Genomic DNA, 20,340 nt, shown 5'->3' with positions numbered 1-20,340 from the left:
CGGGCCCGCCGCCCAGCCGGTCGTCGACGCCGCCGCCGAGATCTTCACCGCCGGACTGTCCGACTCGCTGCTCGCACTCGGCCTCGTCGCCGCCGGCGCCGCGGTGCTCCTGCTGTTCATCGCACCCGGACGCGGCTACGTGCCGCAGGGTGATGCGGGCGGTCTCGGCGACGCCGACACCGACGCCGAGGCCAGCGCCGGGGTGACGACCTCGCAGGAGGCCGCCACCCCGGGCGATCAGTTGTAGTTCGGGTTGTTGAACATCGGGATCTCGATCGTGATGGGCGTCTTGAGCTCCGCCATGTAGTACAGGACGAACTGGCGCAACAGCTCATCGATCATCCAGTACGTCTCCTTGGGCACACCGCCCGTGAGCAGGCCCTCGCGGATCGCGATGAACGGCCCCCACGCCGTCTCCAGCAGCGGACTCCACACCGGCTCACGCGGGATGTGCAGCCAGTCCGCCACCTGGTCACCCAGGATGAAACGCGTCAGCGCACCCAGCACCGGGCGGGTGAGCAACGTCAGGTCGATGTTGTAGCCCAGGTCCAGCAGCATGTCGGCGAGCTTGATGCCCTCCGGTGTGGGCGCCAGGATCGGGTCCAGCACCTGCTGCGCCTGCAGGTCGGCCGTCTCCCAACTGTTCGGGATGTACTGGTCCTCCACCCCCAGCATGTACGCCGTGACCTGCCACGAGTGCAGGAAACCCTCCGACTCGGCCGGGTCCAGCGGCACCCCCCAGGTGCGCAGGTTCCGCATGACCGTGGTGGGCAGACTGTGCCACGTCACCATGATGTCCGCCTGGCTGATCGGCTTGACCTCGTCCGCGGCGTGCACCCAGTGCGGGGACTGCGGCAACAAGTGCCGCACCGCCGCGTGGGACAGCCGGGTCTTGACCGCGGTGACCGCCATCTCCCCGTCCGGCTGATAGGCGTTGAGCGAACCCACGTCGTAGCCGAGCTTTGCGGTCTTGCTGATCCGCGACTTCATGTCCGAGCCGCCCTTGGAGAAGTACACGGCCCGGGCCTCGCGGGGGATGACGGTGCTCATCATCCCGCTGGCGAACCCGTACAGCACACCCAGGTAGGTGCCGCGCTTCTCGTTGAACCGGACGGCGTCGGCGAGTAGCCGGTGGTCGGTCCACTCGGGCAGCTGGACCGCGCGCTGGAGGAAGTCACGCAGTTCGCCGGGCAGGCCCTCCGGGATCGGCTGGGAGTTCTTCGTCCAGCCGCGCAGGATCTCGTTGACCCGCGGCACCTCGCCGCGGTCGATGAGGCGCGCGACGATGTCGTCCCCCTCCGGGTCGTACACGAAGTGCGGGTCCGCGCCACTGCCGACGCCCGGCCGCGACCACGCCGGCGCCCACGTCCACGGCACCGCCTGCGTCGCCACCGCCAGCGCTCCCGCCGCGCCCAGCGTGCCCCCGGCGCGGAGTAGTGACCGTCTGCTCAGTTGGTCCATCCTGTGATCCCCTCAATCAACCTCGGCCTAGATGGTGCAATGAAACAAACACCGTCTCGTAGTACCATTGGTAGCAGTGTGTGATCCCCGACACAAGGGAATGATGAGGATGGTTGTAGAACTGACGGTGGAGGACGAGGCCGGACCGAAGGGGGAGCGCATGGGTGCAGCCGCGGGTGAACCCGTCGACGAGACCCGCGAACGGATCCTCGATGCCGCCTATGATCTGTTCTGCACCCGCGGCATCCGACACTCGTCCATGGACGAGGTGGCCCGGCGGGCCAAGTCCGCCCGGATCACCGTCTACCGCAAGTTCGAGACCAAGGACGCACTGGTCAACGAAGTGATGCTGCGCGAATTCCAGCACTACTTCGAGCGATTCTCCGTCGAGGTCCGGGGCTGCGAGACGGTCGCCGAACGGGTCGAGGTGGCGTTCGCCAGCTCGCTGCGGGCGTTCGCCGAGAACCCGCTGTTGGTGAACCTGCTGGAGAACGAACGCGACTCGGTGGTCGGCTCACTCATCGGCCGCGACGGTCAGATGATCGCCACCGTGCGCCGGTTCGTCGCCGGACGCCTCGCCGCAGAGCAACGCGCCGGACACCTCCACGCAGGCCACGACGTGGACCTCCTGGCGGAGATGCTCGTCCGGGTCTGCGCCTCCTACCTGACCATCCCGACGGATCTGGTGGACCTGACCGACATCGACGCCCTGCGCGGCATCGCCCGGCGATTCCTCGTCCCGATGCTCGAGTACCGACCGGACTGACCAGCCCTCACCCGCGATCCCGCCGCCGGAGACTCAATTGTCGAAGCCACGGGCCCAGGGGTGCGACGGATCCATCCGGCTGACGGACTCCCGGAGCCAGTCCAGACTCAACGAATCCAGCAGCGGTAGATATGTCTCCGCATCCGCAACATCCTTCTCCCGGACCTGGGCGGCCTTCATGAACAGGACGATCTCCGATCGGAGATAGCGGAGCCCGTCGTCGTCGTCGACCCAGGTGGCCTGGTCCAACGGCATCGCCTGCTCGGGCAGCTTCTTGTTGACCCACAACCCGTCGCGGAACGGGGTCAGCGGCACGTCGAGCACCCACGGCGACTGCGCGTCCGCCCGCACCCAGATCCCGCTCGTCGGCCGGATGTCACGGAACCGGTGGTCGAACGGCCGCAGCCAGCCCGAATCCGCGTTCCACGTGGTCCAGCCGCGGTCGGCGAGGAACAGTCGCAGGCGCTCGGCATCGGCGGCGTCGACCGAGATGTCCATGTCCTCGTGCGCGCGGGAGACACCGGTGGCCTTCTCGAGCGCCCACCCGCCGACAATCCACCACGGACGGTCGAACCCGTCGAGGAAATCCGCGATCGTCGAGGGGGTCAGCGGATCCCAACCGCCGTACCACCGCCGGAACTCCTCGGGCGGCAGCGGCCCGGCGTCCGAAGGCTGGGGCAGGGGAGGGGGCATGCGCCGATGCTACGGCCGCAGGGGCGGGGCCGGCGGGGTCAGGTGCGCGGCTCGAACCGGACGGTCACCGCCTTGAAGCCGGGCGTATTGGACTCGCGCGCCACGTTCTCGCGGTGCACCAGGTTGTTGGCCTCCGGGAAGTAGGCGGCACAGCAGCCGCGGGCCGTGGGGTAGGAGATCAGCCGGAACTCGTCGGCCCGCCGCTCGCTGGCCACCCCGTCGGAGCCGGTGAACACGCTGACCACATCCACCAGCTCGCGGTCGACGAAGCCGAGTTCGCGCAGGTCGTCGGGGTGAACCAGGATGACACGCCGCCCCTCCGAGATGCCCCGGTAGCGGTCATCGAGCCCGTAGAACGTGGTGTTGTACTGATCGTGTGAACGCATGGTCTGCAGGATCAGATGCCCGGCCGGTGCCTCCAGCCACTCCAGCGGCGACACCGTGAAGTGCGCCAGGCCTGACTCGGTCGCGAAACTCCGACTGTCCCGCGGCGGATTCGGCAGCACGAACCCCGACTTCTGCCGGACCCGCCGGTTGTAGTCGGCGAACCCCGGCACCACCCGCGAGATGTGGTCGCGGATCACGTCGTAGTCCTCCGCCATCGCGCGCCAGCCCACCTCGTGGTCGTGCCCCAGGATCGCCTCCGCCATCCCGGCGATGATCTGCGGCTCGGAGAGTAGCTGCTCCGACACCGGCTCCAGTCGACCCCGTGACGACCGGATCACGGACATCGAGTCCTCGACGGACACGAACTGCGCGCCCGACGGATGCCGGTCGTCGCGATCGGTGCGGCCGAGCGTCGGCAGGATCAGCGACGTCTGCCCGTGCACCACATGCGAGCGGTTCGGTTTGGTCGACACGTGCACCGTCAGCCCGGTCCGCTGCATCCCCCGCTCGAGCACGTCGGTGTCCGAGCACGCCTTGGCGAAGTTGCCGCCCATCGAGACGAACACGTCCACATCGCCCCGCTCGAACGCGGTGAGCGTGTCCGTCGAGTCGTAGCCGTGCTCGCGCGGCGACGCGATACCGAACTCCGCGTCGAGCCGGTCCAGGAAGTCGGGCCGCGGCTTCTCCCAGATTCCCATTGTGCGGTCACCCTGCACATTCGAGTGGCCGCGCACCGGGCAGGCGCCCGCGCCGGGCTTGCCGAAATTGCCCTGCAGCAGGAGCAGGTTCACGATCTCGCGCAGGGTGTCGACCGAGTGCGGCTGCTGGGTGAGGCCGAGCGCCCAGCAGACGATCGTCGCCTTGGAGTTGATCAGCAGCGTGGCCAGCCGCTCGATCTGGAATCGGCTCAGCCCTGTCGCGCGCTCGGTCACCTCCCAGTCGAGCTCGGCGCGCGCCGCGGCGTACTCGGCGAACCCGGCGGTGCTGGACTCCACGAACTCGCGGTCGACCACCGTGCCCGGCGAGGCCTCCTCGGCGTGCAACAAGAGGTGGCCGAGGGCCTGGAACAGTGCCAGGTCGCCGCCGACCTTGATCTGCAGGAAGTCGTCGGAGATCCGCTCGCCGTCCCCCTCGCCCAGCGTCGCGAGACTCTTGACGACGTCGGTCGCGGACTGCGGGTCGGAGAACCCGAGCAGGCCGGCCTCGGGCAGCGGGTTGACCGCGACGACATGCGCGCCGCGCGCCCGCGCGTCGGCGAGGGCCGACAGCATGCGTGGGTGGTTGGTGCCGGGATTCTGCCCGACGACGAGGATCGCATCCGCGTGCTCGAAATCCTCAAGCGAGACCGTTCCCTTCCCGATCCCGATCGTCGGCGACATCGCCGAGCCGGACGATTCGTGGCACATGTTGGAGCAGTCGGGCAGATTGTTGGTGCCCAGACTGCGCGCCAACAGTTGGTACATGAACGCCTGCTCGTTGGCGGTCCGACCGGACGTGTAGAAGACGCATCGATCCGGTGTCGTGGAGTTCACGTGCTCGGCGATCAACGCGAACGCCTCGCTCCAGGAGATGGGGGAGTAGTGCTCGTCGCCCGGCCGGATCACCACGGGCTCGGTGATCCGGCCCTGGTTGCCCAGCCAGTATTCGGTCTTGTCCCGCAGCGCGCTGATGGGGTGATCGGCCCACCACTGCGGGGTGACGGTGCGGGTGGTGGATTCCTCGGCGACGGCCTTGGCGCCGTTCTCGCAGAACTCCGCCGGCTTGCGGGGGCCGGTGATGGACTCGGGCCACGCGCAGCCGGGACAGTCGACGCCGTCGCGGTGGTTGAGGCGGGCCAGCGCTCTGGCGGTGCGCACCATCCCGGCCTGCGAGATTCCCCGCTCGAGCGCGACGGACACGGCCTTGATCCCGGCCGCGCTGGACTCGGGGGCGGTGACCTTGAGGTCTGCCTCGTCGATGTCGGCCACGGGCGCGGCCCGGCGGATGCGGGGGATCAGGCTCATGGGGCCCATTGTGCGCCGGAACACATTTCCGCGCAGCCCGCGGCCGAGGAGCGTGCCCCCGAGGTGCGCGCGCCGGCGGGAAACCTCGGACGGGTTCTAGTCGGTGACGCGCTCGGGGTGGGTGTAGATCGTCGCGCGGTCGTCACGGCTGAATCCGACCAGGGTCACCCCGGATTCGAGTGCGAGATCCACCGCCAATGACGAGGGCGCGCTGACCGCCGAAAGAACGGGGATGCCCGCCATCGAGGTCTTCTGGACCAACTCGAACGACGCCCGGCCCGAGACCTGCAGGATGGTGTCGCGCAGTGGCAGGCGACCCTCGCGGAGTGCCCATCCGACGACCTTGTCCACGGCATTGTGTCGGCCCACGTCCTCGCGCAGGCACAGCAGTGTCCCGTCGGCGGTGAAGAGCCCGGCGGCGTGCACGCCGCCGGTTCTGGCGAACACCTTCTGGTGCTGCTGGAGAAGTTCGGGCAGCGCCAGGAGGGTCTCGGCCGGGATGAGCGGGGCGGCGGCGGGGAGGGGGAAGTGGGTGGAGCGTCGGACCTCGTCGATCGAGTCCACACCGCATACCCCGCAGGCACTGGTCATCGTGGTGGCGCGCGAGGACCGGGGTTCGGGGACGTCGGGCGAGAGGGTGAGGGTCAGTGTGTTGTAGTCCTGTTCGGACCGGCCGCTGACCGTGGTGCAGTACTGGATGAGCGGGAGGTGCTCGCGGTCCCAGATGGCACCCTCGGAGACCATCAGGCCGGCGGCGAGGTCCATGTCATCGCCGGGGGTGCGCATGGTGACGACGTAACTCTCGCCGCTGAGCCGGATCTCCAGCGGTTCCTCGACGGCGAGGGTCGTCACCTCACGTCTGTTGTCACCCCCCGCGATGACTTTCAGCGCGGGGTGACGAGTCGTCCGCCGTCCCATGGTCGGCAAGCCTAGCCGTGAACGCCGGGCCGCGACGCAGCATGAGGGTGGTGAGGGCAACCGTGACCACCCAGAGGATCGGGTAGACGTTGGTGATCGTGGAGAAGACCACCGGCGGGATGTCGCCCCCGAGCATGAACAGGCCCATCGCGACCCAGCGGTCGTCCGGGAAGTTGGTGTCCGGGAAACTCTGCACCCAGCTCGCGGCGGCGGCCCACAGGAGCGGCGGCAGGAGCCAGACGTACCAACGGCGGGCGGCCAGCGCGTAGTGCACCGTCAGGACGAGGAGCGGGACCAACCACACCCAGTGATGGCCCCACGTGAACGGCGAGACCATGGTCATGGTCATGCCCGCCAGCGTCAGGCCCAGCAGCTGGTGGCCCGCGCGATGGGCCCAGGCCGCGACCCCGAGACCGACGGCGGCCACGATCACGGCGCCGATCAGCCACACCCACGTGGGCGCCATCTCCACCCCGGCCAGGCGCGCGATGGTGCCGCGCAGTGACTGGTTGGCGACGGTCGCGTCCTGGGCGATCCGTTGCGAGTCGAAGAGGGTGCCGGACCAGTAGGTTGCGGCGTCGCTCGGAATCAGCAGGAAACCGATCGCGACGGTGCCGAGGAACGCCAGCCCGGAGGCCACCGCCATCCGCCAGCGGCCGGTGAGCACCCAGTGGGCCCAGAAGAACGCCGGGGTGAGCTTGATGCCGGCGGCCAGACCGGAGCCGATACCCGCCCAGCGTCGTCCGGAGCGCCACGCCAGATGATCCGCGAGCACCAGGACCAGCAGGAGGATGTTGATCTGGCCCAGCCACAGTGTGGTGCGCACCGGCTCCAGGGACAGCGCGATGAGGGCCAGGCAGATCGCGACCTGGGCGGTCACGCGATCGGAGCGGTAGCCCAGGGCGCGGAAGCACATCCGGATCGCGAGGTAGAGCAGCCCGAGCGTCAGTGCCGTCCAGCCGGCCTCCATGAGGCCGGGCGTGACCTGGGTGAGCGGGGTGAACACAAGCCCCGAGAACGGCGGATAGGTGAACGGCATCGGGGCGTAGTAGCGGCCCGGGTCGTCCCCGATGAGCAGGCCCTCGTACAGCGGGATTGAGTTGAGGATCGCGTGTCCGCCCCAGCGGTACACGTTGACATCGAGGAGGTTCCCGGAGATGCCCCACCACGGCGTCCGCTCATCGGGCGCGCGGAGCACCATGATCACCGAGGCCAGCGCGAGGAGTGTGAGAGGTCCCCGAAGCCACAGGGTCCGAGGGAAGGTGCGCATCGCATCCGAGCCTAACCCGACACGAGGGCGGAAGTGTATCGAGAAAACACTGATAAAGCCGCCGATTCCGCCTGCAGCCGAAACCATATGGCTCGGGCGGGCGGAACGGCGGCCTCGTCGGATCTAGCTGTGGGGTCTAGATGTAGATCGCCGGATCGATGTAGAACTGCGCCTCACGCAGCTCCTCCTTGGAGCTCTTCGCCGGCTTGGCGACGCCGGGGATGCCCACCACCACGGAGTCGGCGGGGGCGCTCTTGACCACCACGGCGTTGGCGCCCACCGACGAGTCGGCGCCGATCTCCACCGGGCCCAGGATCTTGGCGCCGGCGCCCACGGTCACGCGGTCCCCGAGCGTCGGGTGCCGCTTGACCTGCTTGAGCGAGACGCCGCCCAGGGTGACGCCGTGGTAGAGCATGCAGTCGTCGCCCACCTCGGCGGTCTCCCCGATCACGACACCCATCCCGTGGTCGATGAAGAACCGCCGGCCGATGGTGGCGCCGGGGTGGATCTCGATCCCCGTGAGGAAGCGGGCGAACTGGGACAGGGCACGCGCCACGGTCCTGCCGGCACCGCCGCTGCCGTTCCAGATCCGGTGGGAGAGCCGGTGGATCCAGACGGCGTGCAGTCCCGAGTAGACGACCGCGATCTCGAGGTTGCCGCGGGCGGCCGGGTCGTGGTCTCGCGCCGCGGCGAGGTCCTCACGCAGTCTGCGCCAGAACCCCACCGGGCGGTCGGAAGCGGCTGTCATCAGTCGCGGTAGTCCTCGAAGAGCATGGTGGAGACGTAGCGCTCGCCGAAGTCAGGGACGATCACGACGATGGTCTTGCCGGCGTTCTCGGGGCGCTTGGCCACCTCGAGCGCGGCCCAGACGTTGGCACCCGCCGAGATACCGGAGAGGATGCCCTCCTCGGTGCCGAGACGCTTGGAGACCGCGAGGGAGTCCTCGAGGGTGGCGGTGATGACCTCGTCGTAGACCTCGCGGTCGAGGATCTCGGGGACGAAGTTGGCGCCCAGGCCCTGGATCTTGTGCGGGCCGGCCTTGCCCTCGGAGAGGACCGGCGAGTCCTTGGGCTCCACGGCCACGATCTCGATGTCCGACTTCTGCGAACGCAGGTACTGGCCGGCGCCCGAGATGGTGCCACCCGTGCCGATGCCGGCCACGAAGATGTCCACGGCGCCGGCGGTGTCCTCCCAGATCTCCGGGCCGGTGGTGCGGCGGTGGATGTCCACGTTCGCCGGGTTGCTGAACTGGCGGGCCAGGACGGCGTTCTCGCGGGTCGCGGCGACCTCCTCGGCCTTGGCGACGGCGCCCTTCATACCCTCGGAGCCGGGGGTGAGGATGAGCTCGGCACCGTAGGCGCGCATGATGGCGCGACGCTCGACCGACATCGTGTCGGGCATGACGATGACGGCCTTGAAGCCGCGGGCCGCGGCGACCATGGACAGGGCGATGCCGGTGTTGCCCGAGGTGCCCTCGACGATCGTGCCGCCGGGCTTGAGGCCGCCGGAGGCCACCGCGTCGTCGATGATCGCGGCACCGATGCGGTCCTTGACGCTGTTGGCCGGGTTGGCGGACTCGAGCTTGGCCAGCACGGTGGCCTGCAGGCCGTCGGTGAGGGCGTTGAGACGGACGAGCGGTGTACGGCCGATGGTCTCGGTGATGTCTGAGTAGATCTGCGCCATGATGTGTTCCGTTCTGCAGAGAATGAACCGATCTGTCTATTGCGTAGTCTACGTGATGCAGCGACAAGGCACGAGGGTGCGATCGGGAAAACCTGACAGATTGCCACAGGCGCGGTGTCCGGTCGATAATCGACTGCGCTCCATTTCGACGTCGTCCGAAAGGCCGCAACCGGCATGCGCGAGATCACCGTCCCCGTCCAGAAAACCGTCACCAGTTCCGAGCTGATCCCGGTGGTGGCGCGAGGGCGCGCCGTTTCTGACCCGGGTGGTGCCCCGTTCGAGTATCACCGCGACGGCCAGTGGCACCCGTTCACCAACGCGGAACTCGTGGCCCGGGTGGACAAGATCGCGGCGGGGCTCGTCGCCTCCGGAGTCGAGCCGGGCGACCGAGTGGCCCTCATGGCCGGGACCCGCCTCGAGTGGGTGCTCGTCGACATGGCCGTCTGGACAGCCGGTGCCATCACGGTGCCCGTCTACCCGTCGTCCTCGGCCGGGCAACTCGAGTGGATCCTCACCGACTCCGCGGCCAAGGTGCTCGTGGCGGAAACCGACGAGCACGTCGTCGTCGTCGCCGATACCCAGGTCCCCGACACCTGCACCCGCGTCCTCTACCTGGACGACGGCGGGCTGGAGGCGCTCGAGGCCGACGGCGAGGCCGTCCCGGCCGAGACCCTCGACGCCGCGCTGGCCAGCCTCGACCTCGACAGCCCCGCCTCGATCATCTACACCTCCGGCACCACCGGACGGCCCAAGGGCTGCGTGATCACCCACCGTAACGTCCTGTCCGAGTGCCACGCGCTGCTCGGCCACCCCATCGGGTCGATGGCGCAGGACGGCAAGAAGACGCTGATGTTCCTGCCGCTGGCCCACGTGCTGGCCCGTGCTGTGACCTACACCGTGTTCCTGGGCGAGGCCACCGTCGGATTCTGGGACGACACCTCCACGATCCTGCCGCGCTTCGCCGACTTCCGACCGCACATGATCCTCGGCGTGCCGCGCGTGTTTGAGAAGGTCCGCGACGGGATCGCCGCCAAGGCCGGCGCCAAGGGAAACGTGCAGAAGAGGATCTTCGAGCGCGCCGAGGCCGTCGCGATTGAGGCCAGCCGGCTGCGCGGCGGAGATGGGCTGGGCGATGCCCGTACGCCGTCTCTCGCGCACACCATCCAGCACAAGGCGCTCGACCTGGCCGTCTACAAGGCCGTCCGCGAGGCGCTGGGCGGCCGCTGCGAGTACGCCATCTCCGGCGGCGGCGCCCTGCCCGATCGGATCTCGCACTTCTTCCGCGGCCTCGGCGTGCCGCTCTACGAGGGCTATGGCCTCACCGAGAGCACGGCGGCCGCCACGGTCAACGGCCCCGGCTGCCAGCGCATCGGCACCGTCGGACGGCCGGTAGCCGGCACCGGAGTCCGGATCGCCGAGAGTGGCGAGGTGGAACTGTCCGGGGCGTTGATCTTCGATAGCTACTGGAACAACGAGAAGGCCACCGCGGAAGCGATCCGCGACGGCTGGTTTGCGACCGGTGACCTGGGCTCGCTCGACGCCGATGGTTACCTCACGATCACCGGCCGCGCCAAGGAGATCATCGTGACCGCCGGCGGCAAGAACGTCGCCCCCGGCCCGATCGAGGACGGGATCCGGGCGCACCGTCTGATCGGACAGGCCGTCCTGATCGGCGAGGGACGGAAGTTCGTCTCCGCGCTCATCACCGTGGACGATGCGGAGTTCGCCGGCTGGGCCGCGGAGAACGGGCATGCAGGCAAGTCGGTCGCGGACCTGGCGGACGACCCCGCCCTCCGTGCCGCGATCCAGTTCGCCGTGGACGACGCCAACCGGCTGGTCTCGCACGCCGAGGGCGTCAAGAAGTTCACCGTCCTGGCCCGCGACTTCACCGAGGACTCCGGCGAGCTGACCGCGACGCTCAAGATCAAGCGGCACGTGGTGGCTGAGCGCTACGCCGAGCAGATCGAGGCCATGTATGCCTGACCTGCCCGGTCCGGCCAGGCTCGACCTGACCTGACCTGACCTGCCCGGTCTGGTCAACGACGAGAGCCCGCCCTGTCCATCCGGACCGGGCGGGCTCTCTCGCGTAGCCGCGAGGACCTACGTGTAGAGGTTCTCGATGTCGTCCGCCCAGCGCTCGTGCACGACGTTGCGCTTGAGCTTGAGCGTCGGCGTGAGCTCGCCACCCTCGACGGTGAACTCGTCAGCGAGGATCTTGAACTTGCGGATCGACTCGGCGCGGGAGACGGACTTGTTGGCCCGGTCCACGGCGTCCTGCACGGCGCCCACGAGGTCGCCGTCCTGGAGCAGGTCGGCCAGCTCGCCGGACTTGCCGTTCTTCTCGCGCCAACCCGGGAAGGTCTCCTGGTCGATGGTGATGAGGGCCGCGATGTAGCTGCGGTTGTCGCCCACCACGACGGCCTGGCTGATCAGCGGATCAGACGCGAGCTTGTCCTCGAGCTGCGACGGCGAGACGTTCTTGCCGCCGGCGGTGACGATGAGGTCCTTCTTGCGGCCGGTGATGGACAGGTAGCCGTCCGAGTCCAGCTCGCCGATGTCGCCGGTGTGGTACCACTCGCCGGACCAGGAATCCTCGTTGGCCTGCGGGTTCTGCCAGTAGCCCTTGAACAGGGTCTTGGCCTTGGCCAGGATTTCGCCGTCCTCGGCGATCTGGATGGTGACACCCGGGATCGGCTTGCCGACGGTGCCGATCTTGGCCTCGTTGATCGGGTTGACCGTGAGGACGCCCGAGGACTCGGTGAGACCGTAGCCCTCGAGCAGGTCGAAGCCGGCACCGCGGTAGAAGTGGCCGAGGCGGGCACCGAGCGGGCCGCCGCCGGAGATGACGCGGTCGCACTCGCCGCCGAGGGCCTCGTGCAGCTTCGAGTAGACGAGCTTGGCGAACAGCTTCTGCTTGAGCTGCAGGCCGAGCCCCGGCTTGCCGCCGCCCTCGAGGGCCATGGAGTAGTCGATGGCGGTCTGGACCGCGGCACCGAAGATCTTGGCCTTGGCGCCACCGGCGGTCTCGGCCTTGGCGGCGGCGGAGTTGTAGACCTTCTCCAGCACGCGCGGCACGGACACGAGGAACGTCGGATGGATCTCGGCCAGGCGCTCGACGACCTTGGTGGCATCCGGCTCGTGGGCGACGGTGACGCGCTTGTAGAAGCAGGCCACCTCCACGATGCGGGCGAGAACGTGCGCCAACGGGAGGAAGATCAGGGTGCGGCTGTTCGGGACGAACGCCGCCTCCAGGCGCTGCTCAACGGCCACGACGACGTCACCGAAGCCACCGTGGACGATCTCGCAGCCCTTGGGATTGCCGGTCGTGCCGGAGGTGTAGACGATCGCACAGGTCGAGTCGTGGTTGGTCGACAATGAGGCCTTCTCGACCTCCTCGTCCGAGATGCCGGCGCCGGCGGCGACCAGCTGAGCAACCAGGTCGTCCTCGATGACGAGGATCTCGCCGTCCCACTCGGACTCAGCGGTCAGAGTCGCACGGAGCTCGGCATTCTCCACGATGGCGATCGAGGACCCCGAGTCGGTGAGGATCCAGTTGCACTGGTGTGGGGAGGAGGTCTCGTAGATCGGGACCGTCACGGCGCCGACGACCCAGGAGGCCCAGGCGATGAGCGACCACTCGTAGCGGGTGTGGCTCATGATCGCGAGGCGGTCACCGGTCTTGACACCCTTGGCGATGAGGCCCTTGGCGACCCCCTTCACCTCCGCCAGGTACTGCGCACAGGTGACGTCGGTCCAGGTATCGCCGACCAGGCGCTGCACGGCGACGTCGTTCGGTGCTTCCTCAGCGTTCTTGAACACGAGTCGGCCGAGGTTCTCGACGGGGAACTTCTTGGTTGCGGGTGGGCTGGAGAACTCGGTGGTCATCGCGATCCTTAGGTCATGTGTGGCCTGTATCACCTACGAGTCTAGAGGGCGACTCGGCATCTGTGTTGGGCGCGGTCTATTCGAATCCTTTTATGAGGCGCACGTCATGTTTCTGTGACCTTCGTTACACTCGTGCCATGACTGCAGGTACGGCCCTTCCCCGCGGTGGTGCCCTCGTGGCGCAATCGTGGGAGCGGAGTAGGCGCAAGGGGATTGATCCGGACAGGACGGACCCGCTCGTCGACCTACAGGGGGCCGACCTGGCTGAGTGTCGGGCGTCGCATCGGATGGCGGCGGTCTTGCCGCTGGTGGAGAAGGTGCTGGTGTCCGGAGTCGTGGACAGTGGTCACCTGGTCGCCGTGGCGGATGCGGATGGTCGACTCCTGTGGCTCTACGGCGGTCGCGATGTCCGGACGCGGGCCGAGCGGATGGCCTTCGTTGCCGGTGCGCTCTGGAGTGATGAGGTGGTGGGCGCGAATGCTCCCGGACTGGCACTCCAACACGACGTGGCACTGCGGGTGCGGGGCGAGGAGCACTTTCTGGCGCCGGCGCACTCGTGGAGTTGCTCGGCCGCCCCGGTGCACGACCCCGTGACGGGTCGGGTGATCGGCGGGATCGATGTCACCGGACGTGATTCGGCTGCCTCGGACGAGATGCTCGCGCTGGTCAAGGCCACTGCGCTACTCGCCGAGGGCGAACTGAGAGCGACCGCGAGCGGCGTCCTGGTTCCGGACCACTCTGGCGGGATGGGGCGCCGAGTAGAGGCGCTGGGCACCCACCGCCCAATGCTCACCGGGCACGGTCCGCTGACACTGCGGCATGCCGAGATCCTCGTCCTGCTGGCGGCACATCCGGAGGGGTTGACGGGTGGCGCGCTGGCGGAACTGCTGGCCGAGGGCCGGCTCGATGATGTCAGTGTGCGCGCAGAGATCAGCCGACTGCGACGGGTATTGGGGGCCGGGTCGGTGGGATCGCGCCCGTATCGACTGGCCCCCGGGCACGTGGAGACGGACGCCGATCGTGTGTCCGCACTGCTCGACTCCGATGTCGGCGCGGCCGTGAAGGAGTACCCGGGTCCGCTGCTGCCGGGATCCGAGGCGCCGGGAGTGGTGGAGCTCCGGCACGAGCTGCACGCCAGGGTTCGCGCCGCGGTGCTGGCCGGTGGGTCTGCGGCGAATCTCCGGGCCTGGGTCAACGGGCCCGGACGCGATGACGCCGACGCGTGGAGCATTCTCGCCCGTGTTCCGGACCTGTCGTCCGTGGAGCGCTCGTCGGCGGTCTCGATGCGACGAATTCTGGACGACCGTCTGGGTGCGTGAAGGCGGGCCATTTTTGCGCGTGCAACGTTGTTGCAACCCCACCACGGATAGTGTCCTGGGTCACAGCGCCGGCCATGGGGGCGGCGCAGACGAGAAGGAGTGGCACGATGCCTGTTTTCGCACAGCCAGGTTCCGCCGACGCGGTCATGTCCTACGAGAGTCGCTACGACCACTACATCGGCGGCGAGTGGGTCGCTCCGGTCAAGGGTGAGTACTTCGAGAACGTCACCCCGGTCACCGGCAAGGCCTTCTGTGAGGTCGGCCGCGGCACCTCGGAGGACATCGAGGCGGCCCTGGACGCCGCGTGGGCCGCGGCGCCGTCGTGGAACATCACCTCCCCGGCCGAGCGCGCGGTGATCCTCAACAAGATCGCCGACCGCATGGAGGCCAACCTCGAGAAGATCGCCCTCGCCGAGAGCTGGGACAACGGAAAGCCGATCCGTGAGTGCCTCGCCGCGGACATCCCGCTCGCGATCGACCACTTCCGCTACTTCGCCGGCGCCATCCGCGCGCAGCAGGGCGGTATCTCCGAGATCAACCACGACACGGTGGCCTACCACTTCCAGGAGCCGCTCGGCGTCGTCGGCCAGATCATCCCCTGGAACTTCCCGATCCTCATGGCCGTGTGGAAGCTCGCCCCGGCGCTCGCCGCCGGCAACTGCGTGGTCCTCAAGCCGGCCGAGCAGACCCCGGCGTCGATCCTGTTCCTCGCCTCGCTCATCGGTGACCTGCTGCCGGCGGGCGTGCTCAACATCGTCAACGGATTCGGCACCGAGGCCGGCAAGCCGCTTGCCTCCAACCCGCGCATTCGCAAGATCGCGTTCACGGGTGAGACCACCACGGGCCGTCTGATCATGCAGTACGCCTCGGAGAACCTCATCCCGGTCACCCTGGAGCTCGGTGGCAAGAGCCCCAACATCTTCTTCGCCGACGTGATGGACGCCGACGACGACTACCGTCAGTCCGCGCTCGAGGGGTTCGCGATGTTCGGCCTCAACTCGGGCGAGGTCTGCACCTGCCCGTCCCGCGCGCTGGTGCAGGAGTCGATCTTCGACGACTTCACCGACCTCGCGATCGCCCGGACCAAGCAGATCAAGCAGGGCAACCCGCTGGACACCGACACCATGATCGGTGCGCAGGCCTCGAACGACCAGCTCGAGAAGATCCTGTCCTACATGGACATCGGCAAGCAGGAGGGGGCCGAGGTCCTCACCGGTGGCGCCCGCGCGGAGCTCGATGGAGATCTCGCCGACGGCTTCTATGTCCAGCCGACCGTGTTCAAGGGCAACAACTCAATGCGCCTGTTCCAGGAGGAGATCTTCGGGCCCGTCCTGGCGCTGACCAGCTTCAGTGACTTCGACGACGCCATGACGATCGCCAACGACACCCTCTACGGCCTGGGCGCCGGCGTGTGGTCGCGCAACGGCAACACCGCCTACCGTGCCGGCCGCACAATCCAGGCCGGCCGCGTCTGGACCAACACGTACCACCAGTACCCGGCCCACGCCGCGTTCGGCGGCTACAAGCAGTCCGGTATCGGCCGCGAGAACCACCTGATGATGCTCGACCACTACCAGCAGACCAAGAACCTGCTGGTCAGCTACTCGGGCAAGCCACAGGGATTCTTCTGATCCGGGCGTGAGCGAACGGATGTGAACGACATGGATGACGTCTGCGGTCTGCCCACGGGTGGGAGCGTGCCCATCGCGGCACGGGCCCTTCCGCCCGAGGGCGCGCCGCCGGAACTGCCGGCCCGGGTCGTGGTGACCGAGCCCGGTGCGGAACTGATCCGCGAGTTGGTGGACCGCCACGGTCCGGTGATGTTCCACCAGTCCGGTGGGTGCTGCGATGGGTCGGCGCCGATGTGCTACCCCGACGGGGAGTTCAAGGTCGGCCAGCGGGACGTGCTGGTCGGAGAGCTGGACCTGGGCTCGTCGGAGCCGATCCGGGTCTGGATCTCGGGCCCACAGTTCGGCGCCTGGAAACACACGCAGCTCGTGCTGGACGCGGTCCCGGGCCGGGGCTCGGGCTTCAGCCTCGAGAACCCGACGGGTAAGCGGTTCCTCTCGCGCGCGCGGACGTTCGACGAGCAGGAGTTGGAAATGCTCGAGTCCTTCCCGCCGAAGCTCGGCATGGACCTCGACGTCTGACGGTCACTAACCGACCCCGAAATACAGCACCCCGCCCGCCCGGCTCACCACGCCGGGCGGGCGGGGTGTCTCGGCGTCAGTTGATCGTCACCTCGTCCGGTGAGTAGCTGAAGCCGCCACCGTCCGAGTTGGTGCACGTCACCGCGTCCGGGGCGGTGACGGTGCACGCGAAGCCGGCCGACGCCAGGGTCTGTCCGACCTCGAGCGTGGTGAACGGGACCCCGTCCAGCGGGTACGGACTCGCCTCGCTGAGGGTCAGCTGCCCGGTCCCCGTCTCGTCCACCTGGACTGACGTCGGGTCGCCGGGATTGCCGATCAGGTCCGGCACCTGCGGCAGGCCGCCCGGCATCGGCCCGTAGCACTCGGCATTCGGCGGGGTGTGATCCGGATAGATGGCGCAGCTCGCCTGCCCGGACGGAAGGGCGAAGAAGGACCGGCCGTTGGTGATCGAGCCCTCGGGGATGAACCGGTTGACCTCCTGCTGGATGCCGGGGATCTCCGGGGAGGTCGGCCGGACGATGATCTCGACGTCCCCGCGCGTGCACAGGGTGCCGAGCCCCGCGATATTCGCGCTCCGCGCGGTGGGTGAGGCACACGAGAAGCCGCGGACATCCGGCACGATCCCCGCGTTCCCGAACTGCCCGCTCCGGGCGAGCTCGGTGTACTCGTCGAGCATCTCGGTGACCTCCGCGCAGTCCGCCTCACCTTTGTTGATGACGACCTCCATCGCGCCATCGGCGCGCGGGTCGTCGCTGCAGACCGGCACCTCGCTCGAGGCGCCGGCGCTCTCGGTGACCGTCGTCGTGGCGGCCGGCCCGGAGGGGGAGGAGGAGCCGTCCCCCGCGCCGGAGGTGGAGCCGCAGGCGCCCAGTGCGAGGGTCCCCGCGGCAAGAAATGAGACGACGACGACGAGGCGACGAGCGGACATGGTGATCCTTTCTCCAGATACGGTCCCAGCGGTCGCTCGGAAGCGTTGCAATGCAGCATATGTCGGCGATACGACATAGTTGGCGGCTCACGTCACCATCCCGGGTCGCCCGGTTTGCCGAACCAGCCGGGTGGGGCGATGCCCGGCGGTAGAGTTCATTCATGGATACCGACCGAGTGAATGCAGCCGACCCGCTCGACGTCGTTGTCGAGTACCTCACCCCCGAATTGCGCGCTGAACTGCTGGAACGCTGGAACGATCCGCAGCGCCGCTACCACAACGAGACGCACCTGCGCGCCGTCCTGCAGGCCATCGACGCCCTGGAGGCGGATGGCGAGTCATTCGACGGGACGGAGGTGCGATTGGCCGCCTGGTTCCACACCGCCGTATTCGATCCCACGGAGTCGGAGAACAACGAGAAGTCCGCGGTGTGGACCGAGCAGCGGCTCGATCCGGCTGCGCCCGTCGAGGAGGTCGCGCGGCTCGTCCGTCTGATGGGCGGTCACCGGGTCGAGGCCGGCGACCTCAACGGTTCGGTTCTGTCCGACGCGGACCTGGCGGTTCTCGGGTCTGATCCGGAGACCTATGACGCCTACACACACGATGTCCGCCACGAGTTCGCGCATGTGCCGGGCGAGCGGTTCGTCGCCGGACGGATCGCCGCGCTGGAGGGGCTCATCGAGCGCAGGTCGGTGTACCTGACCAGGGCCGGACGCGACGCGTGGGAGAAGCAGGCGCACGCCAACCTCAATCGTGAGCTCGGGCTCCTGCGCGCGGGCCTCGGCGAGGACTGACGCCGCCCGCCGGGTGCCTCAGACTCCGGGCGGGCGGGCCGCGTCGGAGTACTCGGCCACACCGTTGGCCACCATGATCTCGGTGATGGCCTTCTGGTCTGCCTCGCTGGGCAGTCCCCATCCGTCCTGGTAGCCGTAGATCTCGGCCAGTGAGGTGGAGTCCCGGGTGCCGCGGGCCAGCTCGACGTCATCCGGGCGGATCAACGACGGATGCGGAACGCCGACCGCCCCGGCGATCTTGATCAACTCGCGGCGCAGGGACCGAATGTAGTTGGCACACCGTTCGGCCATCGTGGTGGGGTCAACGCCCCTGGTGAGCCAGGGATTCTGCGTGGCCACGCCGGTCGGGCAGCCGCCGGTGTGACATTGCTGGGCCTGGATGCAGCCCACGGAGAGCATGCCTTCACGGGCGACGTTGATCATGTCGACACCCATCGCGAACGCGACCATCGCGTTCTCGGGGATGCCGAGTTTGCCGGAGCCCATGAACACGATGTCGTCGGTGAGGCCGGCTTCGGCGAAGACCGAGTACACGCGGGGGAATCCGAGTCGGAAGGGCAGGGACACGGCATCGGTGAAGACGAGCGGCGCGGCGCCGGTGCCGCCCTCACCGCCGTCGATCGTGATGAAGTCCACGCCGCGCTCGCGCGGGATCATCGCGTCTGCCAGTTCCTCCCAGAACTTCGTCTCGCCGACTGCTGACTTGATGCCGACGGGAACCCCCGTGTGGTCGGCGATGAGTTCGACGAAGTCGAGGAGGGTGTCGACGTCGTGGAACGCCGTGTGGCGGGACGGGCTGGCGCAGTCCTGGCCCATGGGGATTCCGCGGAGCTGCGAGACCTCTTCGGTGATCTTGGAGGCCGGGAGGAGTCCGCCGAGTCCGGGCTTGGCGCCCTGGCTGAGTTTGATCTCGATCGCCCGGATGGGGTTCTTCTCGGTGATGGCAATCAGTTTCTCGAGGTCGAACCGCCCGTTCTCGTCGCGACAGCCGAAGTAGGCGGTGCCGATCTGATAGATGAGGTCGGCGCCGTTCTGGTGGTAGGGGCTCAGGCCGCCCTCGCCGGTGTTGTGCAGGGCGCCGGACAGTGCCGCGCCGCGGTTGAGCGCCTCCACGGCGGGGCCGGACAGTGCGCCGTAGCTCATCCCGGAGATGGTGACCATCGACTCGGGGCGGAACGCGCGGGCCCGGCCCCGTGCGGCTCCGAGCACCTTCGCCGGCGGGGTGGGGAGGAACTGCCCTGAATGGATATGGGCCGACAGGGAGACATCACTGAAGGTCCGCTGCTTGACCAGCGGGTAGCCCTCGAGGAACTCCATGTCGTTGTCCGTGCCGAAGCCGAACGTCGTGGCGCGCTTCTCCGCCGACTCGTACACCCAGTCGCGCTGGTTGCGGGTGAACGGGCGCTCCTCGTCGTTGCCCGCCACGATGTACTGCCGCAGTTCCGGGCCGATCGAGGTCAGGGCCATGCGGGCGTGACCGAGCACGGGGAAGGTCCGAAGGATCGGGTACCTGGTCTGTCGCATGTCCGAGACGGCGACGGCGGCCAGCGCGGCGATCGGGGCGCCGAGGAGCCATTTACGCACGGGGGATTCCTCCTGAGGGCGGGCCGGGAGCAGTGGGCCCCATCATGTCGCACGGCGCGGACTCTGTCCGGAGGCTCACGGAATCCGGCGCGCCCGGGATGAGCAGTCAGGCCCGCGCCGGCAGGATCCGCGAGACCACGTCGGCGGCCACCTCTTCGAGCAGCGGCCCGGCATTCGCGATCGACTTGGCCAGGTCCGGCTCCTTCTCGGTGAGCGCTGCCGCGGCGGCGAATCCGGCCTCGGCCACGCGATCGGCCTCCAGGTCCAGTCGGCCGCAGACCGCCACCACGGGAACGGCGTGCGACCGGCAGAGCGCTGCCACACCGAGCGGCGTCTTGCCGTGCATGGTCTGGTCGTCGAGTCGCCCCTCGCCGGTGACCACGAGGTCCGCGGCCGAGACCACGTCTTCGAGCCCGGTGAGGGTGCCGAGCACCTCGAAGCCGGGATCGAGGGAGGCGCCGAGCAGTTCGCGTGCGGTGAACCCGACCCCGCCGGCGGC

At 68.5% G+C, this 20,340-nt stretch carries 17 protein-coding genes and 1 pseudogene; 7 read left to right on the top strand and 11 right to left on the bottom strand.

Annotation, left to right across the window (positions count from 1 at the left end):
• Positions 1 to 247, top strand: a pseudogene (locus G6016_RS04610) (hypothetical protein); the annotation flags it as partial.
• Here the strand turns inward: G6016_RS04610 and G6016_RS04605 are convergent.
• A complete protein-coding gene (locus tag G6016_RS04605; RefSeq protein ID WP_182631522.1) occupies positions 238 to 1,461 on the bottom strand; it encodes an oxygenase MpaB family protein in 1,224 nt (407 codons plus the stop codon). The pseudogene G6016_RS04610 and the gene G6016_RS04605 overlap by 10 nt on opposite strands.
• 76 nt (positions 1,462 to 1,537) lie before the next feature.
• Between G6016_RS04605 and G6016_RS04600 the strand changes: the two genes are divergently transcribed.
• On the top strand, positions 1,538 to 2,227 hold the full coding sequence (locus G6016_RS04600; RefSeq protein ID WP_338403515.1) for a TetR/AcrR family transcriptional regulator: 690 nt from the start codon (positions 1,538 to 1,540) through the stop codon (positions 2,225 to 2,227).
• A 33-nt stretch (positions 2,228 to 2,260) separates the two neighbouring features.
• Here G6016_RS04600 and G6016_RS04595 read toward each other — a convergent pair whose 3' ends face one another.
• The 6 genes from G6016_RS04595 to cysK form a co-directional block, all read right to left on the bottom strand.
• Positions 2,261 to 2,920 carry a nucleotidyltransferase domain-containing protein gene (locus G6016_RS04595; protein WP_182631520.1) on the bottom strand — a complete coding sequence of 220 codons (660 nt, stop codon included), beginning with the start codon at positions 2,918 to 2,920 and terminating at the stop codon, positions 2,261 to 2,263.
• Positions 2,921 to 2,958: 38 nt separating this feature from the next.
• Entirely contained in the window at positions 2,959 to 5,310 is a 2,352-nt protein-coding gene (locus G6016_RS04590) for an FdhF/YdeP family oxidoreductase (RefSeq protein WP_182631519.1), read from the bottom strand.
• 96 nt (positions 5,311 to 5,406) lie between these two features.
• A complete protein-coding gene (gene fdhD / locus G6016_RS04585) occupies positions 5,407 to 6,228 on the bottom strand; it encodes a formate dehydrogenase accessory sulfurtransferase FdhD (protein WP_182631518.1) in 822 nt (273 codons plus the stop codon).
• On the bottom strand, positions 6,176 to 7,498 hold the full coding sequence (locus tag G6016_RS04580) for a glycosyltransferase 87 family protein (protein ID WP_182631517.1): 1,323 nt from the start codon (positions 7,496 to 7,498) through the stop codon (positions 6,176 to 6,178). The genes fdhD and G6016_RS04580 overlap by 53 nt, the downstream gene beginning before the upstream one ends.
• Before the next feature lie 136 nt (positions 7,499 to 7,634).
• Entirely contained in the window at positions 7,635 to 8,246 is a 612-nt protein-coding gene (gene epsC / locus G6016_RS04575; protein WP_182631516.1) for a serine O-acetyltransferase EpsC, read from the bottom strand.
• Positions 8,246 to 9,181, bottom strand: a complete 936-nt coding sequence (gene cysK, locus G6016_RS04570; protein ID WP_182631515.1) for a cysteine synthase A — start codon at positions 9,179 to 9,181, stop codon at positions 8,246 to 8,248. Before cysK ends, epsC begins: the two co-directional genes overlap by 1 nt.
• A 174-nt stretch (positions 9,182 to 9,355) precedes the next feature.
• Here cysK and G6016_RS04565 point away from each other — a divergent pair, with 174 nt between their 5' ends.
• Positions 9,356 to 11,164 (top strand): AMP-dependent synthetase/ligase, encoded by a 1,809-nt coding sequence (locus G6016_RS04565; protein ID WP_182631514.1) that lies wholly within the window; start codon positions 9,356 to 9,358, stop codon positions 11,162 to 11,164.
• 117 nt (positions 11,165 to 11,281) lie between these two features.
• On the opposite strand, the gene G6016_RS04560 is transcribed toward G6016_RS04565, so the two are convergent.
• Positions 11,282 to 13,066 carry an AMP-dependent synthetase/ligase gene (locus G6016_RS04560; protein ID WP_182631513.1) on the bottom strand — a complete coding sequence of 595 codons (1,785 nt, stop codon included), beginning with the start codon at positions 13,064 to 13,066 and terminating at the stop codon, positions 11,282 to 11,284.
• Between the two features lie 137 nt (positions 13,067 to 13,203).
• Between G6016_RS04560 and G6016_RS04555 the strand changes: the two genes are divergently transcribed.
• The 3 genes from G6016_RS04555 (at position 13,204) to G6016_RS04545 (ending at position 16,535) form a co-directional block, all read left to right on the top strand.
• On the top strand, positions 13,204 to 14,385 hold the full coding sequence (locus G6016_RS04555; protein WP_182631512.1) for a helix-turn-helix domain-containing protein: 1,182 nt from the start codon (positions 13,204 to 13,206) through the stop codon (positions 14,383 to 14,385).
• 107 nt (positions 14,386 to 14,492) lie between these two features.
• On the top strand, positions 14,493 to 16,016 hold the full coding sequence (gene exaC, locus G6016_RS04550; RefSeq protein ID WP_182631511.1) for an acetaldehyde dehydrogenase ExaC: 1,524 nt from the start codon (positions 14,493 to 14,495) through the stop codon (positions 16,014 to 16,016).
• Positions 16,017 to 16,046: 30 nt separating this feature from the next.
• Positions 16,047 to 16,535: a DUF779 domain-containing protein gene (locus tag G6016_RS04545; protein WP_182631510.1), complete on the top strand. Its 489-nt coding sequence runs from the start codon at positions 16,047 to 16,049 to the stop codon at positions 16,533 to 16,535.
• Between the two features lie 76 nt (positions 16,536 to 16,611).
• Here G6016_RS04545 and G6016_RS04540 read toward each other — a convergent pair whose 3' ends face one another.
• A complete protein-coding gene (locus G6016_RS04540) occupies positions 16,612 to 17,463 on the bottom strand; it encodes a hypothetical protein (protein WP_182631509.1) in 852 nt (283 codons plus the stop codon).
• A gap of 161 nt (positions 17,464 to 17,624) precedes the next feature.
• Here G6016_RS04540 and G6016_RS04535 point away from each other — a divergent pair, with 161 nt between their 5' ends.
• The gene (locus tag G6016_RS04535; protein WP_182631508.1) at positions 17,625 to 18,257 is read left to right on the top strand and encodes an HD domain-containing protein; all 633 of its coding nucleotides are present in this window, start codon (positions 17,625 to 17,627) and stop codon (positions 18,255 to 18,257) included.
• Positions 18,258 to 18,275: 18 nt separating this feature from the next.
• On the opposite strand, the gene G6016_RS04530 is transcribed toward G6016_RS04535, so the two are convergent.
• Together G6016_RS04530 and G6016_RS04525 are read right to left on the bottom strand one after the other, a co-directional pair.
• On the bottom strand, positions 18,276 to 19,841 hold the full coding sequence (locus G6016_RS04530) for a glutamate synthase-related protein (protein WP_182631507.1): 1,566 nt from the start codon (positions 19,839 to 19,841) through the stop codon (positions 18,276 to 18,278).
• Positions 19,842 to 19,947: 106 nt separating this feature from the next.
• Positions 19,948 to 20,340: glycerate kinase (locus G6016_RS04525; protein WP_182631506.1), on the bottom strand; the 393-nt coding region annotated here is incomplete at its 5' end.

The organism is Dietzia aerolata, assembly GCF_014144865.1.
Lineage (GTDB): Bacteria > Actinomycetota > Actinomycetes > Mycobacteriales > Mycobacteriaceae > Dietzia > Dietzia aerolata.
The sequence above is the reverse complement of the archived record's forward strand: the minus strand, read 5'-3'. Positions and strand labels throughout refer to the sequence as shown.

What these genes read in the sequence shown, in the direction of transcription:
- G6016_RS04605 (WP_182631522.1), bottom strand. Translation starts at nt 1,461, where the DNA reads ATGGACCAACTGAGCAGACGGTCACTACTCCGCGCCGGGGGCACGCTG.
- G6016_RS04595 (WP_182631520.1), bottom strand. Translation starts at nt 2,920, where the DNA reads ATGCCCCCTCCCCTGCCCCAGCCTTCGGACGCCGGGCCGCTGCCGCCC.
- G6016_RS04590 (WP_182631519.1), bottom strand. Translation starts at nt 5,310, where the DNA reads ATGAGCCTGATCCCCCGCATCCGCCGGGCCGCGCCCGTGGCCGACATC.
- fdhD (WP_182631518.1), bottom strand. Translation starts at nt 6,228, where the DNA reads ATGGGACGGCGGACGACTCGTCACCCCGCGCTGAAAGTCATCGCGGGG.
- G6016_RS04580 (WP_182631517.1), bottom strand. Translation starts at nt 7,498, where the DNA reads ATGCGCACCTTCCCTCGGACCCTGTGGCTTCGGGGACCTCTCACACTC.
- epsC (WP_182631516.1), bottom strand. Translation starts at nt 8,246, where the DNA reads ATGACAGCCGCTTCCGACCGCCCGGTGGGGTTCTGGCGCAGACTGCGT.
- cysK (WP_182631515.1), bottom strand. Translation starts at nt 9,181, where the DNA reads ATGGCGCAGATCTACTCAGACATCACCGAGACCATCGGCCGTACACCG.
- G6016_RS04565 (WP_182631514.1), top strand. Translation starts at nt 9,356, where the DNA reads ATGCGCGAGATCACCGTCCCCGTCCAGAAAACCGTCACCAGTTCCGAG.
- G6016_RS04560 (WP_182631513.1), bottom strand. Translation starts at nt 13,066, where the DNA reads ATGACCACCGAGTTCTCCAGCCCACCCGCAACCAAGAAGTTCCCCGTC.
- G6016_RS04555 (WP_182631512.1), top strand. Translation starts at nt 13,204, where the DNA reads ATGACTGCAGGTACGGCCCTTCCCCGCGGTGGTGCCCTCGTGGCGCAA.
- exaC (WP_182631511.1), top strand. Translation starts at nt 14,493, where the DNA reads ATGCCTGTTTTCGCACAGCCAGGTTCCGCCGACGCGGTCATGTCCTAC.
- G6016_RS04545 (WP_182631510.1), top strand. Translation starts at nt 16,047, where the DNA reads ATGGATGACGTCTGCGGTCTGCCCACGGGTGGGAGCGTGCCCATCGCG.
- G6016_RS04540 (WP_182631509.1), bottom strand. Translation starts at nt 17,463, where the DNA reads ATGTCCGCTCGTCGCCTCGTCGTCGTCGTCTCATTTCTTGCCGCGGGG.
- G6016_RS04535 (WP_182631508.1), top strand. Translation starts at nt 17,625, where the DNA reads ATGGATACCGACCGAGTGAATGCAGCCGACCCGCTCGACGTCGTTGTC.